This is a genomic window from Leclercia sp. Colony189 (assembly GCF_009740165.1).
Classification (GTDB): domain Bacteria; phylum Pseudomonadota; class Gammaproteobacteria; order Enterobacterales; family Enterobacteriaceae; genus Enterobacter.
Genome location: NZ_CP046557.1, coordinates 856,602 through 872,678, shown reverse-complemented (window position 1 = coordinate 872,678; position 16,077 = coordinate 856,602). Strand labels below are relative to the sequence as shown.

Annotated in this window: 12 protein-coding genes; 5 read left to right on the top strand and 7 right to left on the bottom strand. The window is 54.7% G+C overall.

From position 1 onward, the window contains the following. Window positions 1–70: 70 nt before the first annotated feature. From GNG29_RS04120 to speD, 3 genes are all read left to right on the top strand, one after another. Entirely contained in the window at window positions 71–418 is a 348-nt protein-coding gene (locus GNG29_RS04120) for a YacC family pilotin-like protein (RefSeq protein WP_103178301.1), read from the top strand. 110 nt (window positions 419–528) lie between these two features. Then, a complete protein-coding gene (gene speE, locus GNG29_RS04115; RefSeq protein WP_156653919.1) occupies window positions 529–1,386 on the top strand; it encodes a polyamine aminopropyltransferase in 858 nt (285 codons plus the stop codon). A gap of 5 nt (window positions 1,387–1,391) precedes the next feature. After that, complete coding sequence (gene speD, locus GNG29_RS04110; RefSeq protein ID WP_103181029.1) at window positions 1,392–2,186, top strand: adenosylmethionine decarboxylase; 795 nt, start codon at window positions 1,392–1,394, stop codon at window positions 2,184–2,186. Between the two features lie 30 nt (window positions 2,187–2,216). Here speD and yacL read toward each other — a convergent pair whose 3' ends face one another. Continuing rightward, entirely contained in the window at window positions 2,217–2,579 is a 363-nt protein-coding gene (yacL, locus tag GNG29_RS04105) for a protein YacL (protein WP_103178299.1), read from the bottom strand. Window positions 2,580–2,736: 157 nt separating this feature from the next. Next, a complete protein-coding gene (acnB, locus tag GNG29_RS04100) occupies window positions 2,737–5,334 on the bottom strand; it encodes a bifunctional aconitate hydratase 2/2-methylisocitrate dehydratase (RefSeq protein WP_156653918.1) in 2,598 nt (865 codons plus the stop codon). 314 nt (window positions 5,335–5,648) lie between these two features. Here acnB and GNG29_RS04095 point away from each other — a divergent pair, with 314 nt between their 5' ends. After that, window positions 5,649–7,154 carry a DUF3300 domain-containing protein gene (locus GNG29_RS04095; protein ID WP_103178297.1) on the top strand — a complete coding sequence of 502 codons (1,506 nt, stop codon included), beginning with the start codon at window positions 5,649–5,651 and terminating at the stop codon, window positions 7,152–7,154. A 10-nt stretch (window positions 7,155–7,164) separates the two neighbouring features. After that, window positions 7,165–7,956, top strand: coding sequence for a DUF2950 family protein (locus GNG29_RS04090; protein WP_103178296.1), 792 nt, complete (start codon window positions 7,165–7,167; stop codon window positions 7,954–7,956). Window positions 7,957–8,043: 87 nt separating this feature from the next. Here GNG29_RS04090 and GNG29_RS04085 read toward each other — a convergent pair whose 3' ends face one another. From GNG29_RS04085 to pdhR, 5 genes are all read right to left on the bottom strand, one after another. After that, window positions 8,044–8,328: a hypothetical protein gene (locus GNG29_RS04085; RefSeq protein ID WP_103178295.1), complete on the bottom strand. Its 285-nt coding sequence runs from the start codon at window positions 8,326–8,328 to the stop codon at window positions 8,044–8,046. A 226-nt stretch (window positions 8,329–8,554) separates the two neighbouring features. Then, on the bottom strand, window positions 8,555–9,979 hold the full coding sequence (gene lpdA, locus GNG29_RS04080) for a dihydrolipoyl dehydrogenase (RefSeq protein WP_103178294.1): 1,425 nt from the start codon (window positions 9,977–9,979) through the stop codon (window positions 8,555–8,557). Window positions 9,980–10,178: 199 nt separating this feature from the next. After that, window positions 10,179–12,083: a pyruvate dehydrogenase complex dihydrolipoyllysine-residue acetyltransferase gene (gene aceF / locus GNG29_RS04075; RefSeq protein WP_103178293.1), complete on the bottom strand. Its 1,905-nt coding sequence runs from the start codon at window positions 12,081–12,083 to the stop codon at window positions 10,179–10,181. Between the two features lie 14 nt (window positions 12,084–12,097). Continuing rightward, on the bottom strand, window positions 12,098–14,761 hold the full coding sequence (gene aceE, locus GNG29_RS04070; RefSeq protein ID WP_103178292.1) for a pyruvate dehydrogenase (acetyl-transferring), homodimeric type: 2,664 nt from the start codon (window positions 14,759–14,761) through the stop codon (window positions 12,098–12,100). Between the two features lie 121 nt (window positions 14,762–14,882). Continuing rightward, window positions 14,883–15,647, bottom strand: a complete 765-nt coding sequence (gene pdhR / locus GNG29_RS04065; protein ID WP_039030352.1) for a pyruvate dehydrogenase complex transcriptional repressor PdhR — start codon at window positions 15,645–15,647, stop codon at window positions 14,883–14,885. Between the last annotated feature and the right edge of the window lie 430 nt (window positions 15,648–16,077).

Genomic DNA, 16,077 nt, shown 5'->3' with positions numbered 1-16,077 from the left:
AATAATAAAGATCGTCGCACCGGCGGGAAGTGTGCTAACGTTGAATTTCCGTGACGTATTGGTAGAAGCAATGAAGACGTTTTTCCGAACAATTCTGTTCAGCACCCTGATGATTAGTTGCGCAAACAGCTATGCGCTGAGTGAAAATGAAGCCGAAGATATGGCGGATTTAACGGCGGTGTTCGTGTTCCTGAAAAACGACTGCGGCTACCAGAATTTACCCAACGGTCAGATTCGCCGCGCCCTGGTCTTTTTTGCTCAACAGAACCAGTGGGATCTGAGCAACTACGACAGTTTTGACATGAAAACCCTCGGTGAAGACAGCTACCGCGATCTCAGCGGCATCGGCATTCCCACGGCAAAAAAATGTAAAGCCCTGGCTCGCGACTCGCTGAGCCTTCTTGCCTACGTTAAGTAAATCCTCATCCGATGCCCCTTTGCTGAATTTATGACCGTGCAACCACGGTCATAGTTAGCTATGATGTTGCCCCCGTTTTATGCGGGTGTTAACAAAGGAGGTATCATCCCATGGCCGAAAAAAATATGTGGCATGAAACGCTGCATGACCATTTTGGACAGTACTTTGCCATTGATAACGTGCTCTATCATGAGAAAACCGATCATCAGGAACTGATCATTTTCGAAAACGCGGCCTTTGGCCGGGTGATGGCGCTGGATGGCGTAGTGCAAACCACCGAGCGTGACGAGTTCATTTATCATGAAATGATGACCCACGTCCCGCTGCTGGCACACGGCAATGCGAAACATGTGCTGATCATCGGCGGCGGCGACGGCGCTATGCTGCGCGAAGTCTCCCGCCATAAATCTATTGAAAGCATCACCATGGTCGAGATTGACGCGGGCGTCGTCTCTTTCTGCCGCCAGTACCTGCCGAACCATAATGCTGGCAGCTACGACGATCCGCGCTTTACGCTTGTGATCGACGACGGCGTCAATTTTGTTAACCAGACGACGCAGACCTTCGATGTGATCATCTCCGATTGCACCGATCCGATTGGTCCCGGTGAGAGTCTCTTTACCTCGGCCTTCTATGAAGGCTGCAAACGCTGCCTGAACCCTGGCGGTATCTTCGTTGCCCAGAACGGCGTCTGCTTCCTGCAGCAGGACGAGGCCATCGACAGCCACCGCAAGCTGAGCCACTACTTTACCGACGTCAGCTTCTACCAGGCGGCAATCCCGACCTATTACGGCGGTGTCATGACCTTTGCCTGGGCCACGGACAACGATGCCCTGCGCCATCTCTCCACCGGCATCATTCAGGCGCGCTTCCAGCAGGCGAATCTGACCTGCCGCTATTACAATCCGGCCGTCCATACCGCAGCCTTTGCCTTACCGCAATATTTGCACGATGCTCTGAGGGGGTGAACGAATTGAAAAAGCTGAAACTGCATGGCTTTAACAACCTGACCAAAAGCCTGAGTTTTTGTATTTACGATATCTGCTATGTAAAAACGGCGGAAGAGCGCGATGGTTATATCGCCTATATCGATGAACTCTATAACGCCAACCGACTGACTGAGATCCTGTCAGAAACCTGCTCTATCATTGGCGCCAATATCCTGAACATTGCGCGTCAGGATTATGAACCCCAGGGCGCCAGCGTCACCATTCTGGTCAGCGAGGAGCCCGTCGATCCCACCCTTATCGACCATACGGAGCACCCCGGTCCGCTGCCGGAAGCGGTGGTTGCCCATCTCGATAAAAGCCATATCTGCGTACATACCTACCCGGAAAGCCATCCTGAAGGCGGGCTGTGTACTTTCCGCGCCGATATTGAAGTGTCGACCTGCGGCGTGATCTCCCCGCTTAACGCGCTGAATTACTTAATTCATCAGCTTGAATCCGATATCGTGACCATTGACTACCGTGTGCGTGGTTTTACCCGTGATATCAATGGCATGAAGCACTTTATCGACCATGAAATTAACTCCATTCAGAACTTCATGTCCGAAGACATGAAAGCGCTGTATGACATGATGGATGTGAATGTTTATCAGGAGAATATCTTCCATACCAAGATGCTGCTTAAGGAGTTCGATCTTAAGCACTACATGTTCCATACCCGGCCGGAAGATTTAAGCGAAGATGAGCGCAAGGTCATTACTGACCTGCTGTGGAAAGAGATGCGCGAAATTTACTACGGCCGCAATATCGCGACCGTATAAGATGCGTCAGGAGCAGGGATGCTCCTGATACTATTTCTGCTTCACGAACTCGCGGTAGGCCGCCACCACCTGCAAGAAATCCTCTACGCCACACAGCGACAGACTCTCTTCATCGTAGTAGCTCATCCCCTCTTCCATCTCGTCGCCGGAAAACTCCAGCTGATTGGCACGAACCATGACCTCTTCGCCATCCATCCACAGCGTGTATTCATGCCCGGCGCGTTGCCAGGATCGTTCACTGCCTTTGACCGTGCGCGCAGCCTGTTCCACTTCATCGAGCAGGCCCAGGTTCTCTTTTACTTCCTCGTTGAACCAGTGACCGACCACCTCGTGGCCCATCGACATCCGCACTTTCACCACACCGGTGATATCACGCAGAAATTCGTAATCCATAGTATTTTCCTCTGCAAAGCTCTTGCAGTAATTATCGCAGCAGCGGGGAAGAAAAAAAGCGGAACGGGTGGAAGGAATGAAAATAAAAAACCCACCGCGTGTGCGATGGGTTTGACAGGCCCGGTAAGCGTCGAGCCACCGGGCAATGAGGCGTTGATTACACCGCCGTCTGGAAGATCACCCCGTCCGCTTTCTCGGTGTACTGAGAGAGCTGGTCGAAGTTCAGATAGCGATAGGTATCCACCGCGGTCTTATCTACCTGCGACACGAAGGTCTGGTACTCTTCCGGCGTTGGCAGTTTACCAATCAGCGCTGCAACCGCCGCCAGCTCCGCAGAGGCCAGGTAGACATTTGCACCAGTACCTAAACGGTTCGGGAAGTTACGGGTAGAGGTGGAAACCACCGTCGCACCGTCAGCCACGCGCGCCTGGTTACCCATACAGAGGGAACAGCCAGGGATTTCGATACGCGCCCCGCTCTTACCAAACACGCTGTAGTAGCCCTCTTCCGTCAGCTGAGCCGCATCCATACGGGTTGGCGGCGCCACCCACAGACGGGTTGGCAGCTGGCCTTTGTGGGTATCCAGCAGTTTACCGGCAGCGCGGAAGTGACCGATGTTGGTCATGCAGGAGCCGATGAACACTTCGTCGATCTTGTCGCCCTGAACGTCAGAGAGCAGACGCGCGTCATCCGGATCGTTCGGCGCACAGAGGATTGGCTCTTTGATGTCAGCCAGGTCGATCTCGATCACCGCGGCATATTCTGCATCGGCGTCGGCTTCCAGCAGCTGTGGATCTGCCAGCCATTTCTCCATGCCCTGAATACGACGCTCCAGGGTACGGCGGTCGCCGTAGCCTTCAGCAATCATCCACTTCAGCAGCACGATGTTGGAGGTCAGGTACTCGATAATCGGCTCTTTGTTGAGCTTGATGGTACAGCCCGCAGCGGAACGCTCGGCGGAGGCATCGGTCAGCTCGAACGCCTGCTCCACTTTCAGCTCCGGCAGACCTTCGATCTCCAGGATACGGCCAGAGAAGATGTTCTTTTTACCTTTCTTCTCAACGGTCAGCAGGCCCTGTTTGATGGCGTACAGCGGGATCGCATGCACCAGGTCGCGCAGGGTGATGCCCGGCTGCATTTTACCTTTGAAACGCACCAGCACCGATTCCGGCATGTCCAGCGGCATGACGCCGGTCGCGGCAGCAAAGGCCACCAGGCCGGAGCCCGCCGGGAAGGAGATGCCAATCGGGAAGCGGGTGTGGGAGTCACCACCGGTACCGACGGTATCCGGCAGCAGCATGCGGTTCAGCCAGGAGTGGATCACGCCGTCGCCCGGACGCAGGGAGACACCGCCGCGGTTCATGATGAAGTCTGGCAGCGTGTGGTGCGTGGTGACGTCAACCGGCTTCGGATAGGCCGCGGTGTGGCAGAAGGACTGCATCACCAGGTCTGAGGAGAAGCCCAGGCACGCCAGGTCTTTCAGTTCGTCACGGGTCATCGGACCGGTGGTATCCTGAGAGCCCACGGAGGTCATCTTCGGCTCGCAGTACGCACCCGGACGGATACCGGCTACGCCGCATGCACGGCCAACCATTTTCTGCGCCAGAGAGTAACCACGGTTGCTTTCCGCCACGTCTTTTGCCTGACGGAATACGTCTGAGTGCGGCAGACCCAGCGCTTCACGCGCTTTGGTAGTCAGGCCACGACCGATGATCAGCGGGATACGGCCACCGGCACGCACTTCGTCAATCAGCACGTCGGTTTTCAGTTCAAAGCTCGCCAGCAGCTCGTTGGTTTCGTGGTTACGCACTTCGCCTTTGAACGGGTAAACGTCAATCACGTCGCCCATGTTCAGGTTAGAGACATCCACTTCAATTGGCAGTGCACCCGCATCTTCCATGGTGTTGAAGAAGATTGGCGCAATTTTGCCGCCGAGGCACAGGCCACCGCCACGTTTGTTCGGCACGTGTGGGATATCATCACCCATGAACCACAGCACGGAGTTGGTCGCGGATTTACGGGAAGAGCCGGTACCGACTACGTCACCCACATACGCCAGCGGGAAGCCTTTTTTCTGCAGAGCTTCGATCTGTTTGATCGGGCCGACAGCGCCTGGCTGATCCGGCTCAATGCCTTCGCGGGCGTTTTTCAGCATCGCCAGGGCGTGCAGTGGGATATCCGGGCGTGACCACGCATCCGGCGCCGGAGAGAGGTCATCGGTGTTAGTTTCGCCCGTCACCTTGAAGACGGTAACGGTCATTTTTTCCGCCAGCGCAGGGCGGCTCAGGAACCACTCGGCATCCGCCCAGGACTGCATCACCTGCTTCGCGTAGCTGTTGCCCGCTTTGGCTTTCTCTTCTACGTCGTAGAAGTTATCGAACATGAGCAGCGTATGGGACAGGGCTTTGGCGGCGCCAGGCGCCAGCGTGTCGCTGTCCAGGGCATCGATCAGCGGATGAATGTTATAACCACCCTGCATGGTGCCGAGCAGTTCAATCGCTTTTTCAGGGGTAACCAGTGGGGAGGTTGCGTCGCCTTTGGCAATCGCAGCAAGGAAACCGGCTTTTACGTAGGCAGCTTCATCTACGCCTGGCGGTACGCGGTTGATCAACAGATCTAACAGGAATTCTTCTTCGCCTTTTGGCGGATTCTTCAGCAGCTCGACGAGCGCGGCCATTTGGGTTGCATCTAACGGTTTGGGTACAATCCCCTCGGCGGCACGTTCTGCTACGTGCTTACGGTATTCTTCTAGCACGACGGTTCTCCTCGCTCTCATTGTCATATGCGGCGGGCGTTCTCTTCACGCTCCTGTGAGACAGCAGTTTGTAGGGTATATGCCCGATACCGCGTCGGGCAGCATAGCAGGATTTTCAGACAGTGTTAATCCGTTTACAAAAAAGCAACATTAAATTGTTTGCTGAATCGTTAAGCATGGTGTAGCGGCACGCTACTGTGTAATAAATAGTCACACTCTTTGCCCGATGAAGGCCCAGGGTTCCACCCGTAAAGTCAAAAAGCGAGGGACGGGAAGATTATACTCCCGGCATAACTCTTCTCTTCGGAGTCTTTATGAAGCTGCCCTTTTCCCCAACGTTGCTCGCCCTTCTCTGTAGCGTCGGGCTATTTGCCGCCTCCGGGGTGATGTATGTTAAAAGCCGCGCACCTGAGTCCGTAAGCGAAACTGCGCCAGCTACAACGGCTGCCACTCCACCAGCGCCCGTTGCCGCCCCAGTCTATAGCGCCGCACAAATTGACCAGTGGGTTGCGCCCATCGCGCTCTATCCCGACCCCCTCCTGTCACAGATTCTGATGGCCTCGACCTACCCTTCCAGCGTTATCCAGGCGGCGCAGTGGTCGCAGGATAATCCCAAAATGGAGGGTGATGCCGCCATTCAGGCCGTCTCCGGTCAGCCCTGGGACGCCAGCGTGAAATCCCTGGTCGCCTTCCCGCAGCTTATGTCGTTGCTGGGCGGCAACCCCGAATGGGTACAAAATCTGGGAGACGCTTTCCTGGCGCAGCCAAAAGATGTGATGGACGCCGTGCAACGCCTGCGCGCGCTGGCGCAGCAAACCGGGGCGTTAACATCGACGCCGCAGCAAAAAGTGACGGTAGCGACAGTACCCACCTCAACCGCTACGGTGAAAACAGCCTCCACGCCCAGCCAGACGGTGATCAAAATAGAGCCTGCCGACCCGCAGGTGGTCTATGTGCCATCCTATAACCCATCTGTGGTGTATGGAACCTGGCCCAACGCCAGCTATCCGCCGGTATATCTGCCCCCTTCTCCCGGTCAGCAATTTACCAGCAGCTTTGTGAAAGGGTTTGGCTATAGCCTGGGTGTCGCCACCACCTACGCGCTCTTTAGCAGTATCGACTGGGATCATCACGACGATGACCACCATCATCACGATGACGATCATCACGACGACCATCATCATGATGGTTATTCGCATAATGGCGATAATATCAATATCAACGTTAACAATTACAACAAGATAACCGGAGAGCACCGCACAGATAACCACATGGCCTGGCAGCATAACCCGGCTTATCGCAACGGCGTTCCCTACACCAATAGCCAGCTCGCCAGCCACTTTCACCAGACCCATATTTCCCAGGGGCTGAGCGCGACAGAGCATCAGTCGGTCAACCGCGACAGCCAGCGTCAGGCGGCGATGGCGCAGGTGCAGCAGTCGACGGGCAAATCGCTGACCCAGCTCAGGCAACCTGCAACCCTGCATGGACAGCACCCGACCTCCAGCCAGCAGCTTAAACAGATCTCACAGCGGAACAATTTCCGTGGTTACGACAGCCCACCGCCCCGGGTGCAGCATCGCCTTAGCCAGCCGCATACTGAGCACAAACAGGCTGCACGCCCTGTGGAGCATGACTCCCGACCACTACGCGCCAATGCGCTGAGCGGTAACGACAGCCGCTCAGCTAACTGGCGGGCCCAGCAGCAACGCGGGCTGGAAAGCCGCCAACGCGCTTCGCTTAACGGCGAGCAGCGTGCGGACCTGCGAGATCAGCGGTTCGAACGCCATGTTGAACACCGTGAATTACGCCATCGTTAAGGAAGCCGTCATGAAAAGTAAACCGATCGCGGGCGTCTTATTGCTGATGGTTTCATCATTTGCCGTCGCCCAGGCGCATTTTCCTACGCCCGACGGGGCTGCCAGCGCGCTGACCAAAGCCATTAGCGAGCAAGATCAACGCGCCATGCAGGATCTGCTGGGTGATAACTGGCACGATGCGCTACCGCCGGAAGGGGTCGATCCTGACGCGGTGGATCGTTTTCTGCGCGACTGGCAGGTTAAGCATGAGATAGTCCTCGACGGAGAGGTTGCCCATCTGGCCGTTGGCAGCAGCGGCTGGCAGCTACCTGTCCCGTTGGTTAAAACCGCCGAAGGCTGGCGCTTTGATATGAAGGCTGGCGCAGAGGAAATTCAGACCCGGGAAATCGGTCGAAATGAACTGGCGGCCATGGAAGCGCTGCATGCGTATGTTGATGCCCAGCAGAGTTACTACGCGCTGAATCATCGGTATGCACAAAGCATCGTCAGCACTCCGGGGAAAAAAGAGGGTCTTTACTGGCCCACAGTCCCAGGCGAAGCGCCAAGCCCGCTGGGTCCGGCATTCAACCCGCCGCAACCGGGCGAAGGCTACCACGGCTATCATTTCCGCATCTTACCCGCTCAGGAGGGATTTGCGATGGTCGCCTGGCCCGTAAGCTACGGTCAGACAGGGATAATGAGCTTTATCATCGATCAAGATGACAAGGTGTATCAGCGCAATCTCGGCGCGGATTCACAGCAACAGGCGCAGGCGATGAGCGCCTTTACGACGGCGCCAGGCTGGCAGCCGGTGGCCCGCTAAGGAATGGGCCCGGATGCGGCTTCGCCTTACCCGGGCGATTATAAACAAGCCCGGATAAGGTGTTTGCTCCGCATCCGGGAATCAGCATTATCCCTGATGCGGCATCAGCTCAGGATAGCCTTTAAAAGCCGATTTCGTGCTGGTTAAGGCCGCCTCATCATCATGAATACTGCCAGAGTTCGCTGCCCAGACGCCTTCCTGAGTATGGGTGATCTGTTGGTGCCGCGCATTCAGATCCTGCCCCATCGCAGCAATGTGCGTACTTTCGGTTACCCCGCTGTTAGCGGCCCACGGAATCACCGGATCGCTGGCGCAGGCCATACCGGATACCAGAACAGTCATTAACAGAGCAGGCTTTAAAAAGCGTTTCATTACATTCCCTCAATTTAATTACCTTGCTACTAGTTTACTACGTTACCAGTGTCAGGGAATGACAAGTTACTGGGAATTATTTCTTGTGAAACAAGGTGTTGTTTAGATAATCAATTGTCAAAATTGTTAACACACCGGCAGGTTGGCAGGCACAAAAAAAGCGGCCACAGGCCGCCTGATTAAGAGCCAGAAAGCAGAGAGCGCCTTCTGGCTGGTCAGCGTAAGCTTACTTCTTCTTCGCTTTCGCGTTTGGCAGGTCGGTGATGCTGCCTTCAAACACTTCTGCCGCCAGGCCAACAGACTCGTGCAGAGTCGGGTGAGCGTGGATGGTCAGCGCGATGTCTTCAGCGTCGCAACCCATTTCGATCGCCAGACCGATCTCGCCCAGCAGCTCGCCGCCGTTGGTGCCGACAATCGCACCACCGATCACACGGTGAGTCTCTTTGTCGAAGATCAGTTTGGTCATACCGTCTGCGCAGTCGGAAGCGATAGCACGGCCAGAAGCAGCCCACGGGAAGGTGGCAGTTTCGTAGCTGATGCCTTTCTCTTTCGCTTCTTTCTCGGTCAGACCGACCCATGCCACTTCTGGCTCGGTGTAGGCGATAGATGGGATCACTTTCGGGTCGAAGTAGTGCTTCATCCCGGCGATAACTTCTGCGGCAACGTGGCCTTCGTGAACACCTTTGTGCGCCAGCATTGGCTGACCGACGATATCGCCGATAGCAAAGATGTGCGGCACGTTAGTGCGCAGCTGTTTGTCAACGCGGATGAAACCACGGTCGTCCACTTCCACGCCCGCTGCACCTGCATTGAGGTTTTTACCGTTCGGCACACGACCGATCGCCACCAGCACGGCGTCGTAACGCTGCGCTTCAGCAGGGGCTTTTTTACCTTCCATGGAAACGTAAATACCGTCTTCTTTCGCTTCAACGGCAGTCACTTTGGTTTCCAGCATCAGGTTGAATTTCTTGCTGATGCGTTTGGTGAAGACTTTAACGATGTCTTTGTCAGCAGCCGGGATAACCTGGTCGAACATCTCAACCACGTCAATGTCTGAACCCAGCGCATGGTAAACGGTACCCATTTCCAGACCGATAATACCACCGCCCATAACCAGCAGGCGTTTTGGTACTTCTTTCAGCTCCAGCGCATCGGTGGAGTCCCATACGCGCGGATCTTCATGTGGAATGAATGGCAGTTCGATCGGACGGGAGCCCGCCGCGATGATCGCGTTGTCGAAGTTGATTACGGTTTTGCCGTTTTCGCCTTCCACTTCCAGGGTGTTGGCCCCGGTGAATTTACCCAGACCGTTAACTACTTTTACTTTACGGCCTTTAGCCATACCAGCCAGACCGCCGGTCAGCTGATTGATGACTTTCTCTTTCCAGGTACGAATTTTATCGATATCGGTTTTCGGCTCGCCGAAGACGATACCGTGTTCAGCCAGCGCTTTGGCTTCTTCGATAACTTTCGCTACGTGCAGCAGCGCTTTAGAAGGGATACAGCCGACGTTCAGACAAACACCACCCAGGGTGTTGTAGCGTTCTACGATGACGGTTTCCAGACCTAAATCAGCGCAACGGAAGGCAGCAGAATAACCTGCCGGGCCTGCCCCAAGTACCACGACCTGAGTTTTGATTTCAGTACTCATCATGACCTCTTATTGATTTCCGGCGGTCCAGGTACTTTGTCGCCCTTCATCCACCGGGACGTTCTATCCGCCCGCAGTTTACAAAATTGTTAACAATTTTGAAACAACAAACGGCTCACGAATTTCCGCTTTCGCCAATAACCCCACGAACTACATGAGATTAACAGAAAAAAGCCGGCCGTCAGGCCGGCTTTTTTACTTACATCACCAGGCGGCGAATGTCGCTCAGCATGTTGTTGATGATGGTGATAAAGCGCGCACCATCAGCACCGTCGATCACGCGGTGGTCGAAGGAGAGAGAGATTGGCATCATCAGACGCGGCACAAACTCTTTACCATTCCACACCGGCTCCATCGCAGACTTGGAGACACCAAGGATCGCCACTTCCGGCGCGTTAACAATCGGCGCGAAGTGGGTAGTACCCAGGCCGCCGATGCTGGAGATAGTGAAGCAGCCGCCCTGCATTTCGCCGGCAGTCAGCTTACCATCACGCGCTTTCTTGGAGATGGTGGTCAGTTCACGAGACAGCTCGGTAACGCTCTTCTTGTTCACGTCTTTAAAGACCGGAACAACCAGACCGTTTGGCGTATCAACCGCAACACCGATGTTGATGTATTTCTTCAGCGTCAGCTTCTGGCCATCTTCGGACAGGGAGCTGTTGAAGCGTGGCATCTGTTCCAGAGCCGCAGCAACTGCCTTCATGATGAAGACCACTGGGGTGAATTTCACGTCCAGTTTACGCTTCTCAGCTTCGGCGTTCTGCTGTTTACGGAACGCTTCCAGATCGGTGATATCGGTTTTGTCGAAGTGGGTAACGTGCGGGATCATCACCCAGTTACGGCTCAGGTTAGCACCAGAGATTTTCTGGATACGGCCCAGTTCCACTTCTTCGATTTCGCCGAACTTGCTGAAGTCCACTTTCGGCCAAGGCAGCATGCCCGGGATACCGCCACCGGTGGCAGCAGCAGGTGCCGCTTCAGCGCGTTTAACCGCCTCTTTCACGTAAGCCTGAACGTCTTCACGCAGGATACGACCTTTACGGCCAGTCCCTTTCACTTTCGCCAGGTTCACACCGAATTCGCGCGCCAGGCGACGAATCAGCGGGGTCGCGTGGACGTATGCGTCGTTTTCAGCGAACTCAGATTTGCCTTCCGCTTTCGCAGCCGGAGCGGCAGCTGGTTTAGCAGCCTGAGCCGGTGCAGCAGCAGGTGCTGGCGCAGCAGCAGCGGCCGGAGCGGCTGCAGGCGCAGCGCCTTCCACTTCGAAGACCATGATCAGGGAGCCGGTAGAAACTTTGTCGCCGGTGCTGATTTTGATCTCTTTAACGGTACCGGCGAACGGCGCAGGCACTTCCATAGAAGCCTTGTCGCCTTCAACGGTGATCAGTGACTGTTCAGCGGCAACTTTATCGCCCACTTTCACCATCACTTCGGTGACTTCAACTTCGTCACCACCGATGTCAGGAACGTTAACCTCTTTCGCACCGCCAGCCGCAGCTGGAGCAGCAGCCTGAGCCGGAGCAGCTTCCGCTTTCGCTGGAGCCGCAGCGCCTTCAGCACCCGCCACTTCGAAGACCATGATCAGGGAGCCAGTAGAGACTTTGTCACCGGTGTTGATCTTGATCTCTTTAACGGTGCCCGCGAACGGTGCCGGCACTTCCATAGAAGCTTTATCGCCTTCTACGGTGATCAGGGACTGCTCAGCCGCAACGGTATCGCCCACTTTCACCAGGATCTCAGTGACTTCAACTTCGTCACCACCGATGTCAGGCACGTTAACTTCTTTCGCTGCCGCAGCAGCTGCTGGAGCAGCAGCGGCTGGAGCGGCTTCTTTCTTCTCTTCCTGCGCAGGTGCAGCAGCGGCTGCACCATCGGCGGAATCGAAAATCATGATCAGTTTGCCAGTCTCGGTTTTATCGCCAACAGAGACTTTGATCTCTTTAACGATGCCAGCCTGAGGAGACGGGACTTCCATAGAGGCTTTGTCGCCTTCTACGGTGATCAGCGACTGTTCAGCTTCAACTTTGTCGCCTACTTTGACCAGGATCTCGGTGATTTCAACTTCATCAGCCCCGATGTCCGGTACATTGATTTCGATAGCCATTATTCTTTTACCTCTTACGCCAGACGCGGGTTAACTTTTTCTGCATCGATGTTGAATTTGGTAATTGCGTCCGCAACCACTTTCTTATCGATTTCGCCACGTTTAGCCAGTTCGCCCAGGGCTGCTACAACCACGTAAGAAGCATCAACTTCGAAGTGGTGACGCAGGTTTTCGCGGCTGTCAGAACGACCGAAGCCGTCAGTACCCAGTACGCGATAATCATCAGCTGGAACGTAAGTACGAACCTGCTCTGCGAACAGTTTCATGTAGTCAGTAGATGCTACGGCCGGAGCGTCGTTCATCACCTGAGCGATGTACGGAACGCGCGGAGTTTCCAGCGGGTGCAGCATGTTCCAGCGCTCACAATCCTGGCCATCACGCGCCAGTTCAGTGAAGGAGGTTACGCTGTACACGTCGGAGCCCACACCGTAGTCTTTCGCCAGGATCTGCGCTGCTTCACGGACGTGACGCAGGATAGAACCGGAGCCCAGCAGCTGAACTTTACCTTTGCTACCTTCAACGGTTTCGAGTTTGTAGATACCTTTACGGATACCTTCCTCGGCACCTTCCGGCATGGCCGGCATGTGGTAGTTTTCGTTCAGGGTGGTGATGTAGTAGTAAATGTTCTCTTGCGCTTCACCGTACATGCGCTGCAGACCGTCATGCATGATGACTGCCACTTCGTACGCGTAAGACGGATCGTAAGAGATACAGTTCGGGATAGTCAGAGACTGAATGTGGCTGTGACCATCTTCGTGCTGCAGACCTTCGCCGTTCAGGGTCGTACGACCGGAAGTACCACCGATCAGGAAGCCGCGAGCCTGCTGGTCGCCTGCCTGCCAGCACAGGTCGCCGATACGCTGGAACCCGAACATGGAGTAGTAGATGTAGAACGGGATCATCGGCAGGTTGTTGGTGCTGTAGGAGGTCGCAGCAGCCAGCCAGGATGCGCCTGCGCCCAGCTCGTTGATACCTTCCTGCAGGATCTGGCCTTTCTCGTCTTCTTTGTAGTATGCAACCTGCTCACGGTCCTGCGGGGTGTACTGCTGGCCGTTCGGGCTGTAGATACCGATCTGACGGAACAGACCTTCCATACCGAAGGTACGCGCTTCGTCCGCGATGATTGGCACCAGACGATCTTTGATCGACTTGTTCTTCAGCATCACGTTCAGGGCACGCACGAAGGCGATAGTGGTAGAGATCTCTTTGTTCTGCTCTTCCAGCAGCTGAGAGAAGTCTTCCAGCGCTGGGAGTTCCAGTTTCTCAGTGAAGTTCACCTGACGGGACGGCAGGTAGCCGTTCAGTTTCTGACGCTGCGCGTGCAGATAGGTGTGCTCTTCAGAACCTTCCGGGAAGGTGATGTAAGAGAGGTTTTCAACCTGCTCGTCGGTCACTGGAACGTTGAAACGGTCGCGGATATAACGCACGCCGTCCATGTTCATTTTCTTAACCTGGTGCGCGATGTTTTTACCTTCGGCAGTGTCACCCATGCCATAACCTTTAACGGTATGAGCCAGGATGACGGTTGCTTTACCTTTGGTTTCCTGCGCTTTTTTCAGTGCAGCGTAGACTTTCTTCGGATCGTGACCACCACGGTTCAGGGCCCAGATCTGCTCGTCAGTCCAGTCTGCAACCAGGGCTGCGGTTTCAGGATATTTACCGAAGAAGTGCTCACGAACATAGGCACCGTCTTTGGATTTGAAGGTCTGGTAGTCGCCGTCAACGGTTTCGTTCATCAGCTGGATCAGCTTACCGCTGGTATCTTTACGCAGCAGCTCGTCCCAACGACCGCCCCACATCACTTTAATAACGTTCCAGCCAGCACCTGCGAAGATGCCTTCCAGTTCGTTGATGATCTTGCCGTTACCGGTTACCGGACCATCCAGACGCTGCAGGTTACAGTTGATGATGAAGCAGAGGTTGTCCAGCTTCTCACGGGTCGCGATGGTGATCGCGCCTTTGGATTCTGGCTCATCCATCTCGCCGTCGCCCAGGAAGGCGTAAACGGTCTGCTGAGAGGTATCTTTCAGGCCACGGTGTTCCAGATATTTCAGGAATTTAGCCTGGTAGATCGCACCGATTGGGCCCAGACCCATAGAAACGGTCGGGAACTGCCAGAATTCTGGCATCAGTTTCGGGTGCGGATAGGAGGAGAGACCTTTACCGTGAACTTCCTGACGGAAGTTGTTCATCTGCTCTTCAGTCAGACGACCTTCCAGGAAGGCACGTGCGTAGACGCCCGGAGAGATGTGGCCCTGGAAGTAGACCAGGTCGCCGCCGTCTTTCTCGGTGCGCGCGCGGAAGAAGTGGTTAAAGCACACTTCATAAACGGTTGCAGAGGACTGGAAGGATGCCATGTGGCCACCCAGCTCCAGATCTTTTTTGGATGCGCGCAGAACGGTCATGATGGCGTTCCAGCGGATTGCAGAACGGATACGGCGTTCCAGATCCAGATTGCCCGGGTATTCCGGTTCGTCTTCAACGGCAATCGTGTTTACGTAGTTGTTAGCCCCTGCACCTGCAGCTACTTTCACGCCGCCTTTGCGGGCTTCAGAAAGCATCTGTTCAATCAGATACTGAGCGCGCTCAACACCTTCTTCACGGATGACCGATTCGATCGCCTGTTGCCAGTCGCGAGTTTCGATCGGATCCACGTCATTTTGGAGACGTTCTGACATGGGGGTATTCCTTATCTATCTAATACGTTGATTTGTCTGGAACCTGTCCCATTGCATTTTCGCCAGAAAACGCAATAAGACAGGTTCTGCGTTTAGTTGCCGCGCTCTAAAAAACTGGCGCTTAATCCTTTCGTTGCTGTATGCGGCGTAATGAACGTTCGCGACGCGACTGTTCACGGCTGCGGTCCAGCAAGATTTCCTCAATGAAAGCCAGGTGACGGTGCGACGCTTCACGCGCCTGCTCCGGCTCCCCGGCCATTATCGCCTCGAATATTCGGGTGCGATGGTTGCTGACCAGCGGAAGCATCTCCCGGCGGGCATACAACAATTCAAAATTCTGACGAACGTTCTGGGCAAGCATTGGCTCCATGCAGCGTAGCAGATGGAGGAGCACCACGTTGTGGGCCGCTTCAGTGACGGCGATTTGATACTGGACGACGGCGTCGGACTCGGCGTCGAGATCGCCGGATTCCTGAGCCCGTTCGATGGCCTGATGCAGTTCGCGGATGCGCTCGCGATCGGCATCATTGCTGCGCAGCGCCGCGTAATAAGCCGCGATGCCTTCAAGCGCGTGACGGGTCTCAAGCAGATCAAACTGGGATTCTGGGTGGTCGGAGAGCAGCTCCACTAACGGGTCGCTGAAACTCTGCCACAGGCTGTTTTGCACAAAGGTTCCGCCACCCTGGCGACGAAGCAGCAGGCCCTTGGCTTCAAGGCGTTGGATCGCCTCACGCAGCGAGGGACGGGAAACGTCGAACTGTTTAGCCAGTTCGCGTTCAGGTGGTAGTTTTTCACCGGGGCGCAGGGTCCCCTCAAGGATCAAAAACTCCAGCTGCTGCTCAATCACATCGGATAATTTTGGTTGGCGAATTTTGCTGTAGGCCATATTCCCTGTCTTACGCCTTTTTGCCCGGAGTCAATTGGTCTTACCAATTTCATGTTCGTATCGCTAAAGTAACAAAGTATTCACCTTGTGTCCATATTGGTTTTGATTGAAATCATTAAACCCTGCTTATTTTAACAACCTTACAGAAATAACGTTTCAAAAATGTAACTCTGCACAAATGAATTGATTACCCCGAAAGAGGCAGTTTTAACTTTATTGAAACGGTGAAAAGTGCGATCTGAACCGATTTAGCGGAGTAAAAAATGAAATTCTGCCCACTTATGGCGCATTTTTATTCTATAGGTTGATAAAGGGAATTAAACGGGACGATTTACAAATGCTTTCTTTTTATTCGAACTCGCTTTCTCCTCGCATAAAGCAGGTGCATTCGCCGTCGCTTACCACTATTCTTCCGAATACGGAAGACACA